Origin of the sequence: Shewanella sp., from assembly GCF_013214165.1 — a bacterium.
GTDB lineage: Bacteria > Pseudomonadota > Gammaproteobacteria > Enterobacterales > Shewanellaceae > Shewanella.
This window is the reverse complement of sequence record NZ_JABSSM010000020.1, coordinates 62705-75288: the sequence shown is the minus strand read 5'-3', so window position 1 is coordinate 75288 and position 12584 is coordinate 62705. Positions and strand designations below refer to the sequence as shown.

13 protein-coding genes are annotated in these 12584 nt (G+C 44.6%); 2 read left to right on the top strand and 11 right to left on the bottom strand.

All coding sequences use genetic code 11. From position 1 onward, the window contains the following. Positions 1-8: 8 nt before the first annotated feature. From HRU42_RS07225 to HRU42_RS07175, 11 genes are all read right to left on the bottom strand, one after another. Positions 9-467, bottom strand: a complete 459-nt coding sequence (locus tag HRU42_RS07225) for a TadE/TadG family type IV pilus assembly protein (protein WP_295029869.1) — start codon at positions 465-467, stop codon at positions 9-11. Beyond that, positions 464-934 (bottom strand): TadE/TadG family type IV pilus assembly protein, encoded by a 471-nt coding sequence (locus HRU42_RS07220; RefSeq protein WP_295029868.1) that lies wholly within the window; start codon positions 932-934, stop codon positions 464-466. The genes HRU42_RS07225 and HRU42_RS07220 overlap by 4 nt, the downstream gene beginning before the upstream one ends. A gap of 9 nt (positions 935-943) precedes the next feature. Further along, the gene (locus tag HRU42_RS07215) at positions 944-2272 is read right to left on the bottom strand and encodes a pilus assembly protein TadG-related protein (protein ID WP_295029867.1); all 1329 of its coding nucleotides are present in this window, start codon (positions 2270-2272) and stop codon (positions 944-946) included. Positions 2273-2486: 214 nt separating this feature from the next. Further along, positions 2487-2765, bottom strand: a complete 279-nt coding sequence (locus HRU42_RS07210; RefSeq protein ID WP_295029865.1) for a hypothetical protein — start codon at positions 2763-2765, stop codon at positions 2487-2489. A gap of 18 nt (positions 2766-2783) precedes the next feature. Further along, on the bottom strand, positions 2784-4238 hold the full coding sequence (locus HRU42_RS07205; protein ID WP_295029864.1) for a type II and III secretion system protein family protein: 1455 nt from the start codon (positions 4236-4238) through the stop codon (positions 2784-2786). A gap of 39 nt (positions 4239-4277) precedes the next feature. Next, positions 4278-5090, bottom strand: a complete 813-nt coding sequence (cpaB, locus tag HRU42_RS07200; RefSeq protein ID WP_295029862.1) for a Flp pilus assembly protein CpaB — start codon at positions 5088-5090, stop codon at positions 4278-4280. 38 nt (positions 5091-5128) lie between these two features. Continuing rightward, a complete protein-coding gene (locus tag HRU42_RS07195; protein ID WP_295029860.1) occupies positions 5129-6454 on the bottom strand; it encodes an AAA family ATPase in 1326 nt (441 codons plus the stop codon). A gap of 45 nt (positions 6455-6499) precedes the next feature. Next, positions 6500-7075: a prepilin peptidase gene (locus tag HRU42_RS07190; protein ID WP_295029858.1), complete on the bottom strand. Its 576-nt coding sequence runs from the start codon at positions 7073-7075 to the stop codon at positions 6500-6502. 62 nt (positions 7076-7137) lie between these two features. Next, a complete protein-coding gene (locus HRU42_RS07185) occupies positions 7138-7332 on the bottom strand; it encodes a Flp family type IVb pilin (RefSeq protein WP_295029856.1) in 195 nt (64 codons plus the stop codon). Positions 7333-7962: 630 nt separating this feature from the next. Further along, positions 7963-8373 (bottom strand): helix-turn-helix domain-containing protein, encoded by a 411-nt coding sequence (locus HRU42_RS07180; RefSeq protein WP_295029854.1) that lies wholly within the window; start codon positions 8371-8373, stop codon positions 7963-7965. A 4-nt stretch (positions 8374-8377) separates the two neighbouring features. Further along, entirely contained in the window at positions 8378-9826 is a 1449-nt protein-coding gene (locus tag HRU42_RS07175; protein ID WP_295029852.1) for a L,D-transpeptidase family protein, read from the bottom strand. A 318-nt stretch (positions 9827-10144) separates the two neighbouring features. On the opposite strand from HRU42_RS07175, the gene HRU42_RS07170 reads away from it, so the two are divergent. Then, entirely contained in the window at positions 10145-10435 is a 291-nt protein-coding gene (locus HRU42_RS07170; RefSeq protein ID WP_295029849.1) for a hypothetical protein, read from the top strand. Positions 10436-10480: 45 nt separating this feature from the next. After that, a complete protein-coding gene (locus HRU42_RS07165) occupies positions 10481-12532 on the top strand; it encodes a sulfatase-like hydrolase/transferase (RefSeq protein WP_295029848.1) in 2052 nt (683 codons plus the stop codon). Positions 12533-12584: the final 52 nt, after the last annotated feature.

The following is a 12584-nucleotide window of genomic DNA, read 5'->3' as shown; positions in this document are numbered from 1 at the left end:
AAGACGATTTAATTACAATCAATAAAACCACTCCCGGGATCTTCCTCATCAACATGGTAAACACCTAAGCTCTCCCTAGGCAGATAGGTTGAGAAAGTGGGCGAGTTTAAGACTCTGGATAAGCCAGGTACAAGAAACTGATGCTGGTAGTTGGCTATGTCCGCCCTCACCAAGTCGATATCGATGCCCGTTGCAACATTGCCGAATTCATCGAGATAACTGATACTTAAGTTAGCTGTCGTTAAGTTAGGAATAAGGTTTGCGCCATTAAACAGGGCCATGGTTTTAATATCGGCATCGTCTATCTGACACACCACAGCAATTCTGGCCGCTCTCCTCGAGGCCTCATGCAGCACATTGTAGGTGTACATCAACCTCCCCACTTCGATAATGGCAAACAGCAGTATAAAAAATATGCCAGCGACTATGGCAAATTCGACCGCATAAACTCCACGCTGAGATTTCATAGTCCTGCTCTCATCGCATAGCTAACATGAAAATTGAAACTAAGATCGCTGCTATCACCCACGCCGAGACCCGATATCTGCTCGCCAAACAGAGGCAGCCAATCATAATCCACTGTGATGATGACCCTGTCGGTAACCGAGTCGCCTATGATAGTCACATCGCTTGCATCCAGCCCATATAAAAGAGGAATCGTGCCGCCAACTTTGCCGTACACCAGCAGATCTATGGTGTTAGAAATACAATTGCCACAACTGGCATCGTTAAGCGGGTTCGGAAGATTTTCTGTGGTGTTGGCAATAGCTTTGGTGGATAGGTATCGTCCCGCATCTCTCACCATGCGTGTCAGATGGCTATATTGATACAGGGCTCTACCCAACTCGGCGGTGGCAAACATCAACAATAACAAGACGGGTAACAAAATAGTAAACTCGACGGCCGCCACACCAGTTTGTTGTCTTAATTCCATAATCCCTCCTTATGAATCTGGGCTGTCCGGGTCCCGATAGAGCACTATGGTGGAGTTATTACTCACAAAGCTGGGATCCAGTGACGCACTTCCGGCACTGGAACACACACGAACAAATTCTCCAACCACATGGGCCTCATTCCCCTTCTTGCTGATCTCCTGAGTCAGGAAGAAACAGCCAGTCCCCAATGACGTAATAGTATTGGCGCCATTTGTCATCCCATCACAAATGCCTACCACCACAGGAAGCTCTCGGCGTCCACCCGCTGCAATACTGGAGTCAGAGGTGATATCGCCAGTATCACAGTGATTGAAATCATCGCCATCGAGGTAGTCCTGATGACTGTATTCCGCCTCCCCTCCACTTAAAGGAATGATGACACCATCGTTATCGACTTCAACCCTGTCCCCCTGACAAATATTAAAGTCCCTAGGGTGTTCGACGGAATTAACTCCGCCTCCTTGCCACAGACCGAACCGTGTGTTTAGACCCTGAACCACAGGGCCAACGGTATTTCCCGGTTCGGTGTCTACGTCGTCACCGGGACCGACGCAAGCACCAGGCGTGAACTCCCCGGCCAAGGCGCGGCGAATATCTGCACCTCCGGAGGAACCGTCTAACCTGAGTAACTGAAAATTACCTGGGCCTATAGCAGTCCCTTGATTCGAACCTGTCTTCATCACATACAGGGTTTTCAAGGGTAAGCCAAAGGGAGCCTCAGTTATCTCACCTGAGATTGGATCTGTGATGGTAAAATCAGGATCGGCATTCAGTCCGCAAACCATCATAGGTACAACCCTGTTCAGGCATTCGATATCCGTACTCTTCCCGGCAACGGCAGATGCTCGCACTTTCTTATCAAAATTGAATATTTGAGCAAAAAAATTATTTAAACCGACATTTTCGATGCGGATCCGAACATACTTGCTGGTCTCATCGAACACGGGAATGAAAGGATCGGGCCACAGAGAAAACTCGATAAAGATATTTGCAGTGACTTGAGTGGCGTTATAATCCGGTGATGACAGATCGACGCTGGTATCGAGTTCACTGTTCTCCTCAAACCCCAGGTTTTGTATCAAAATGAGGGTAGCCGCCTCTCTTGCATCAAAGAGACTGCCGCCATTTTGCAATATTTTAGCCGCATATAAAGCCGAAGAATCTACCGAGCTTTGTAACCGACCTTTATTCAGCAGAAGATGCCCACCGTCCAGAGCAAGGGCGGCGACGGCCAGCAACGAGAATAATCCTAAGGTAAACATCACGAGTATGGCCCCGCCTTGTTTACCTAATCTAGATAAAGATAATTGATTCGAGTTCACATCAGAGGGAAACATCTTGCCTCCAATCACCAGGGTTAGCTGAGTGATACATATTTGGGTCCAGCAGGGTGGCCATTCAGGCCTAGATTAGTAGATCCTTTGCTCACGCCACTTAACCAAGTATAGACACAATCACGGCAACCCACCTTAGGTAGAGCAATTTAAGATGCGAGACTCCAGTCACACTCAACAAAATAGAACAAGCATGAGAACACTTTATCAAAGATGATTAATTGGCTATTTTCACCGATATATTGTTTCTAGCCTCTTTAGGTAAAACATTACTCTCACGGTAGGCCTTCATGACTCTTTCACCATAATTCCCCTCCAACACACCAACTATACCTGCATTGCGTTCCGGCGCACCGGGATCTAAAATCTGGATCTGTTTCACCTTTTGATAACTGGCATCCATAGGAAAATCGTTGAGTTCGGCGCAGCCCACTAATGTGACCGCGGCCAATAGGCAAACGTGTTTAACGCTTAAGTTAACATTTAAATTTTTCATACACCCATTCTCCCTTAGCTAAAGTGAGTGTCCGTATTTCTGTTGAGTTCCCGTATCATCGACCTTTGCATCATTTATAATCGCCTCATAGGGAGTATCGCTCCGCTCTGAATCCTGTTTTTTGTGTGACATCTTGCCTAAGAGGTAAAACTCCATATCGGATGGCAACACAAAGTCATCGGTGGGCAGCGAAATATGTTTCCTGTTGAAGGGCCGTACCAACCTAGGCGTCACTAAAATAACGAGTTCACTCTGACCACTCTTAAAACTTTTACTGGTAAAAAGTTGACCTAAGATTGGGATATCCCCCAGACCAGGTAACTTGTCTATATTTTCCCGCAAAGTGTCACTGATAAGGCCGCTGATAGCGATAGTCTGACCATCGGCAAGTTCTACCGTTGTCGATGTGGTTCTCTTGACGATTGACGGGACGATCAGAGAGGCATTTGAGCCTCCACCAGACAGTGTCACGGAATTGGCATTACTGACTTCACTCACAATGACATTGAGGTTTAAGTTTATCTGTCCCGAGTCTAATACCGTAGGTACAAACCTGACTCCAACCCCAAAATCACGATATTGAATTGTGGTGGAACCATTGGTACCAGGTACAGGAATGGGGAATTCACCGCCTGAAAGAAACTCTGCAGATTGGCCACTCAACGCCGTCACATTAGGCTCGGCCAATACCTTAGCTAAACCATTTTGTTTGGCGACATCTAAGGCAAAACTCATCATTAGGTTGTCGTTGAGGTATCGAGCAAAGAAGCCCCTGTTGTTGATTGCCGCGGCTGGGTCTAAGTCGAACGATCCTCCCCCCCCCGCTGCTCCTCCTGACAATTTAGAACCTTTATTGAAGATAAAAAATTTGGTATCGAATTGACGGGCGACTTCTCGCTGAACTTCGGCAATCACCACTTCCAGCATTACCTGATGATCCCCGCCCACTGTCATCATGTTCAATACTGTGCTCTTGACCTTAGACACAGATGCCGCGGCGGCGTATGCCTTAGCGAGCTCGACTGCAGTGTTCATCTTTTGTAGGTTCGATGCCTGCCCGCTTATCAGCAGATGACCCTGAGAAGTTTGTACGCCCAGTTTTTCACCGGGTAAGAATTCGTGTAGGCGTAATTTTAGTCCGTTAAGATCATGGGTGATCTCGATATCGATGACATCAACCAATCGCTCGTTTTCATCCCAGATCATGATATTAGTGCTGCCCAATTTTTTACCTAATACATAAAGTTCATTGTTCGGCAATAATTTGATATCACCTATGTTGGGATTACCCACTGATACCCGATGAACGGTATGCTTAAGATTTATGATCCTGGATTTGAAAATAGGGATCGGCATGATGTCTCGGCTCGCTCCCGTGGGACCTCCGGCTTTAGCTGAAAAGTTTATAACAACGAAACACAAAGCTAAACAACATGCTAATACCTTAGTCAATTTTGAAATTGAATGTGGCATATTGCACTCCTTTCTCAATGCATGGATAATCATCTACACTTAATTACTCACCTTAACAACCTGCTCCTTCATCCCCTTGAGTACATAGACCTTGGTCTTACTCTCCGATGAAACACGAACGATTGTCTTAGGAGGTGTCACTGTGTTAACAACAGATATCTCCTTTCTCTGTCGTTTCTCATTGATTAAGGCTAGCTCAACTTCGGCAGAGTCATTGGGATTTCTTAATGCCAATTGCAGTTTTCCACGACCCTTGGCGATAAGTAAGGTTTCCGCCTGCTCAAGACTCAGCTCGAGAGTCACTGCTCGCACCAATTTTGGTTTGTTCTCATCATTGGATGATCTTTGATCTATGGCGAGTATTTTGACATTGGCCAACACGACGTCAGTGTGTAAGCTTCCGCCTTTCTTGAATAAATTCAGCACATCGACGCGGTTCCCCGGTAACAGAAAGCCTGCGACCCCAACGACATCATTCACCCTGATGGTCACAGCCCGCATATTGGGGGTGATCAAACTCGCTAATGTGCTGCCCTCTCCCTTCTTGATGATGCGCTCACTGCGCAATATCTCTCCGGTATAAAGGTTGTTCTTAACCACCATACCCTCGGCCTCCTCGAAGGTTTTGATAGCGTTTTCTGGGATCACCGAGTCAGGCATAGGAGTCAGCTTCAGATGCTTTCGCTCCAGAATTGCTCCAAGGGGAACTAAGGTAGCCATAGTGATCACTGTCGATGTCGCCTCTGATCCATCGGCTTCACTATTAGACTCTAGCCAACTTTGGGCTAAAAAAACTGCTACCACACCGAATGCCAGCGACAGCAAAACGAATAACATGGTTTTATTGTTCATCGAAAGCTCCTTTGCGCTTATTTAGCTGAGCGTTGACCCTAGACAAAATAGATAGACCAAGCTTCAGCAATCAAGGCCTTAGTCACCACAGGTTTCAGTACCATAAAACTGATTTGATCTGCCATGATCCCTAACAGATCACGGGGATAACAAGGGATCAAAGGCTTTTCCAAAAGATAATGATAATCATTTACTAGGTGTTGATACATCTCCTCACTGCAGCTGAGCCTCTGTTCTTCACATACTTGAAACCAGATTTTCCGATACAGGGGCTCATCGAGAGCATCGAAATGGATCTTATATCCGAGACGTCTCAAGAAAGCATCATCGACGAGTTCTTTAGGATTAAGGTTAGTAGAGAATAGTAGAATTAACTCGAAGGGGATCTCGAAATGTTCACCCGACTGCATGGACAGAAAGTCACGCCGCTCCTCCATGGGGATGATCCAACGATTGAATAGTTGCTTGGCACTGATGCGCTGGCGACCTAAATCATCTAATAACAGGATGCCATTGTTGGCTTTTAGTTGAATTGGGGCCATATAAGTTCGACTATGACAATCAAATTGCACCTCTAACATCTCGGCTGTAAGCTCACCTCCGGTGATCCTTAAGGGCCTCTTACACTCGATCCAACGCGGATCATGCCCCTGTACCAGATCCAATTGATTCGACTCAATAATAGTGTCTACAGCATGATGAAGTTGTGGGTCATACACCTGAATAACTTCGGTACCTACCGCAATCGCGTATGGAATTAACACTGAGTCACCCAAGGTGGCGTTAAGGTTTCTACAAAGATAACTCTTACCCGTCCCGGGCGGCCCATAGATGAGTACCGGCCTACTAGAGTTTAGCGCCGGACCTATTTTATGCAGCAGGGAATTGGGCAGAACCAGTGCCTTGAGGCCATCTTGTAGCATCTCGAAGGTGATTGGGTTTCTTCTACTGGACTGCATACGACAAATTGTTGAATATTGATCTAATGGCACAGGAACCAGACCACGATAACCACTCTTCATCGAAGCTTGCTTGGCATACCTGTCACCTGATTCACTGAGTGCATAGCGCATCTGGCCATCGGCTGTTGATTGTCGATTTTCAACCCAGGCCAAGCCTTTCGCCTTGTCGAACAGCTCCTGAATAATCCCTCCAGTGATCCCCATTTTCTTGACGAGTTGCGACTTGGTCAATACCCCGCCACTCAAAAGATGTTTAAGCATCAATTCGAGTAATACGGATTCTTGTATTCCAGTGTCTTGAATAGAAGTAGGACGAGGAGCCAGTTCACTGGCGTCCTGATTATTGGGCCTATTACTATTTGGGGAGGACCTATCTGAGCTATCAGTGCTTAAACGTAGCATATTCTCTGCCTCTGGGGCCTAATGAAGGCGTATGAAAGTCACATACTAGGTGGTGCCTAAACCTAAATAGCGGTGCCAGTTGAAGTACAATTGAGATATTTCGCTGTCTAATGAGCAAGCCCATAACCACCCGAGGGCAAGGGCTGGTGCATATGGTACACGTAAGCCAGCCGCCTCTCCGGCCTCAGGTTTAAAATAACGGCGCAGATAGAAACAATCCCAATATCGTTTTAAAGTCATTGCCAAGCCTGTAAAACCTGTCTTCCATATAATCAGCAATAAACTGGTTCCTGCACCAGCAACGATGCCGTAAGCCAGACTCGAAACAAGCAGCGACGGGCCCATCAAGGCGCCAATCCCCATCATCAGTTTTATGTCTCCTGCACCTAGTATGCGGAATATAAAAGTAGGGAACAGGATGATAAATGCCAATAAAAATCCGAACAAGGCCATTAAAGCCCCCTGTAACTGGGCATAATAGGCATTAATGGCAAAGCCACAAAAGATCGCCAGCAGGCAGAGCTTGTTGGGGATCTTCTCTTTGTAGAGATCCATCACAATCGCAGCGATGAAAAATGCTCCAGCAAGCAAGAGTTGCAGTGAAAGCTGAGCGTCAGTCATAATCGACACCATAGGACCTCACTCCCGAAAGATAAAACCCACGTCCCTATGGGTTCTGTCTATTAAGATCCACAGTCGGTACTTGCACCATTCACTGCCGACGCAAGACAATTAATTTTCGATGTTGCATTGGTGCCTAACTGATTAAATGCCGCAATCATGCCACCGACGACTAACCCACCCGCTATGGCGTATTCAACTGCTGTTAGTCCACTCTCATCTTCAATAAAATCTGTAAATATCTGTTTCATGTTCATGATCTGTTTCTCCTAGTAATCGTAAGTATCGGCACATATAGATGGGCGTGCTGATAAGCTGTATCCATATATAAGCACGCTATCTAAGGGACACTAGGTCTTCTAATCTAGCAGCTTGTATACTCGCTAATAGTGCCAATAACACATAAACACTAGAGCTATCTTAAAAGTAGCAAAGGACACTGAGTTACTCCACGCTGAATAAATAACTGTTCCAGTGATATGTCCGCATTTTTCTTCATGAATCTCCTCTACAGATATTTTAGCGTCTGCTACATAGTTCAAAATTAGAATTTGTAAATCCCCAGCTCATATGGAACGATAAACGACCAGTTTTCATGGAGATATAATCATTTCCAGTTAATCTGAAACTAAATGAGATTCAGTTAAACTGAGTAAAATCGAGTGAAACTATTAACGCAGACTTAGAAATTAGATCACTTTATTAATCAACACGAGTCGTGATATTCACTGTTAATAAAATATAAAGCCCCTCAAAGGCTTTAGTTAATTAGGATTTGAGTGTTGTGTAGCAGATATTCGGGAGACATTGCTGAATATTTTAATGACTAAAACACTAAGCCATAATAGATGCCATTGAAAAAGAGATGATGGGGAAGAAACTGTCACTCAAGCATAGCCTAACTTCTCTAAGATGCGATAAATATTAGAAATTTCATAAGTCACGCCAAAACGTTGCGTAATATAGGCTTGGATCTCACTGCCATGGAGCAGTTCGTCAGTCTTTGAGGCCGTTTTCAACTTGATGTATTGTGACAGTTGTTGCATCTGTGTCGCAGTTAGGGATGCAGGTCTGCCACTGTGCTTCTTCTCTATCAGACCATCTAGTCCATGTGTCAAATAACTCGTCACCCATTTATTGACGCTAGTGCGGCTCACCTTCAGATAGTCTGCTATCTGATACCTAGACTTCCCTTCTTGAAAATGAAGTAGAGCCAACAACTTTAATTTCATCCGAGCGTTTTTCTCTTGCCGGATAAGCTTCATAAAGTCTGGCGTTTCAGGTATATGCTCAGCCATGGCTTCAAATCTCCCTATCTAAATGATAAATATCGGGTCTCAATTGTAACTTACCGCGGCTATCTACCCAGGCTGTCAGGTAGGTAATAAATATGGGTATGGAATGAGACAGGGATACATATCGGGTATTTGGCTGGCCCAGAGCCCTGCGTATCTCCTTAGCATTATCTTGAGTCGACAGGATATGTTCGAACAGTACGACAGCTTTTTCCAGTCGAATACAACCATGGCTCAGAGCCAGATTACCACCCTCAAATAATCTTTTTTGTGGAGTATCATGCAGGTAAATTGACTGAGAGTTTGGTATGGTAAACCTCAGTTTACCTAATGCATTATCTTTCCCTGGAGCCTGAACCAAACGATATTTTTTGAGCAATTCGGCTAATTGCATCGGAGCAATATTAATGAGTTTGACTACAGGGTTATCTTGCTTGCTCACTGGATGTAATTCAAACCCTTTATGGTTTAAGTAACCAGGCTCCCTACTATTGAGGGGGAGTAACTCCGAGCGGATTATACTTGTGGGTGGGGTCCAGTAAGGATTTATAGTCATTCTCGTTACTCGAGTCAAGAGCACTGGAGTGGGTGAGCTAGGTTTACCGACTATCACCTTCATGGACAAGTCTAGTTCGCCTAATACAAACAGTTCCAGAGAATAATTGGGAATATTGATCTTAATATATTTTGGGGGAGGACTCGAAGGTAACATCAACCAACGCCACAAATTCTGTTGCATCTGAATGACTCTTCGTTTGGGTGAGATATTTAATGCCAATACCGTAGGCTCATCTAACACGCCGCTAGCCGTCAAACCGTGCCGACGTTGAAAAGATTTAATCCCTTGAATAACCATAGGGTCATAGATTGCTTCCCTATAACGAGTCAGATCGCTATTTTCGAGATCCCCTAAGACGGTTAGCATCCATCGAAGGCGTTGCACTTGATTAGAGCTCTGACCCAATTTGAAGTTAACCCGAGTAACGGACGGCCAATCCACATCCAATTGGGTTTTATATACCCGGATCATGCGACGAATTTTTAATACCTCATCATAAGAGGGTAAAATACTCGCGATATAAGCCGATAACTCGGCATTATTAATGGCTTCGAGCAATTTAATCCCCTCATCACCTATGCCTCTGTCTTTTTCAAATTGAATCCGTTGTAAAAGATCCAATAAAGCCTTTGAATATAGCCTATCCATGACCTTAATTTCATCAAGTTCTTGTTCACTATTTACGCCTAAATCTATGCCAAGATCATCTAAGAGACCGATTAATGCCATGCCGCTTAAGGTGAGTCCTCTATCGTCAAACCAGATTAAATCATCCTCGACGCCTCCATAGAGCCAAGCTAACTTCTGCAGTTCAGGCTGGCTGTTACTCACTTCAATATCGGCAACGGATCCTAGAGAAAAAACAATAGAAAAAATGAAAAGAAGCCATGACTTCATATATTGTCCCCTGCAAAAAATGATTCTAAAGGCACTAAAAATAATGGTGGTAGGACAATGATGTAGCCAAACGCGCACCAGACACAAACCCACCCAGCCAATGGACCATCATGACAACTCTTAGGCTCGCTAGCTTAACTTTTAGTACAAAACCCAGGCATAAACAAATTATACGGGTTCATTATCCGGTCAACTCACCACCCTAGCAGGCTAGTAAAAATAGGCTCGCAAGAAAAAAGGCAACTATACTCTTAAACAAGATGCATTCGTTATTCTGACTAGGGCCAAGATGAACGCGAACAAGGGATAATTAAAGCGGTGAATAATTTCTCAACGGTGACAATTAACATAATCCTTACTGGCATCATTACCCTGTTGCTGGCCGTCAATGTTGTGCCAGCCTGGCAGGTCTATCAATCCAGAATGTCGATAAAAACAGATAGCCCTTCTGGCTCGAGTCTTGCTGAGCGTTATCTGATACTAGGAGACTGGCCAGCCGCTACAGATTTAAGCAGTGTCATCGAAGACAATGATAAATATACCGTCACTCAGTCAAAACGAACACAAGTGTCACCAATGAAGGAAGATGAGACCTTAGATACCCCATAATCTTGTATCTGTTTAAGGATTTAGTGCAAATTGATAGGGAAACATATGGCTAAAAAGCTCGAGCAGATGACCAATAATCTATCTATGATGAGAACATTTTGGCGCACCAACGCCATGATGTTGTTGTCTTTAGTTGCCCTATTTAATTTTAAACAGCTACTGCAATACTACTCATCAATCTCTATAGCACAAGCCATGACCCATCTTGGTAACGACAATCTATTCAGTTTATGGCTTACTTTGGACTTATTGAAATTTGTTTTCCTGGTCATTGTCTTACATGTGCTCTGGGCTTTTATTATTACCCTTTCATGTAAACCTTGGTTCATGATATTTAGAAATGCAGGGATCAGGACCCAGATATGGTTAGTCATCATGTTGAGCCATATCACCTTAGTATTAGGTGCCAATGCTTATTGGTATCCCACATCACTGCTGGGTTTTTTAAGAGATACCCCCTTAACAATGCCATGGGTTTTGACTCTGTTGTTAACAGCCCTGTGCTGTTTATTCCTATGGGGACTCGTCACCCTAGTAGGAAATCGCCTGACGTTCTCTCTTCTCGCTATATGCTTAATCATGGCTAGCATATCTACTAGGAGCAGCAGCGAGCATTATGCGCCCACAGACAATACTAGCCCCAATGTATTCATTATCGGCATAGATGCCCTGCGACCGGATCATCTTAGTTTTCGAGATCCCGACAACAATTTCACCCCAAGTATAAACCAATTTATCCAACAGTCTCTCCTCTATGATAAGACCTATACCCCTCTGGGAAGAACCTATGTTGCCTGGATGAGCATACTGACTGGCCAGTACCCAGTTACTCATGGCGCAAGGTTTAATCTTACCCCGCCAGAGCTGATCGATAAGCCACTGCCCTTGATAAGAGAGCTTAAAGCCAGAGGCTATCAAACCACCTATGGGATAGACGAAAGACGATTCAACCAAATAGACACTGAATATGGATTCGAACAGGTTATAGGCCCTAAAATCGGCGCCGCCGATGCTATCATAACCAGTGTTGGTGACATTCCTTTGATTAACATACTACTCAAACTGGCTGTTTCCGAATCATTGTTTCCCTACCTATATATGAACCGCGCCTATGGGAAAGCCTATGACCCCACGCTATTTAACCGTAAGCTCACTGATGCCCTCTCCACCAGCCGACCTAATTTTTTAGCCGTTCACTTTTGTCTATTACACTGGCCCTTCACCTCTAAAAACTTTATCGATGTGAACACTGCTACCTGGAAGGGAAACTATAATCATTTTATGTATCAAACCATGCTGTCTCAAGTCGACAGTCAATTTCAACAATTTATGGATACATTGCAAGACCGGGGCTTCTTGGATAACGCCCTGATATACCTGATCTCTGATCACGGTGAAGGTTTCATGCTCGAGAAAGACACCTTGCAGGGAAACCAACCAGAGGATGAAGCAAAACTCAATGTCAATGCCTGGGGCCATGGCACCAATGTACTGAGTCAGGAACAAGCCAATGTCTTGATGGCCTATCGTCGTTTTAATCCACAGGTAGAAACAGCCAAACATATTCAGGGAATATACTCTTTAACCGATATCACCCCTAGCTTGTTCAAGGAGCTGGGCTTGTCACTAGCGCCTACGGATAAAGCATTCGATGGCCATGTCTTACCCAAAACTTTGAGCCAGGAGGTGTCGAAAAGCGTGTTTGTCGAATCTTCAATCCCGATAAAATCGATCAATGCCAGTTTTATTGATGAGGCAAAGGTACTGTCCGAATCCCTATCTAAATATGAGATCAGAGAAAATGGACGGGCGGTATTGGTTCCCTCCACCTATAAGGAGATGATTGCTAAGAAGCAGCGTTCAGTATATTTTCAGCACTGGCAGTTAGCCATGTTACCTGACTATGAAGACCTCATCTTGGTCGATACTCACCAAAACAGATGGTACAGTCTGGAAAAATATCAGGGCGATGCTCCCTGGCGGAAAATGTTAAGCGACTTATGTACCCATTACCGTGATGATAAGGGATTCGATCCCAACAGCAAATGCCAACAAGCACAACTGAGTAGCAAACGATTGGCCGCTAACACAGATTAAAGCGAACTGAGCAGTTTGTTCGTATCGGGGAATAAAAAATTAATCGCCTGAT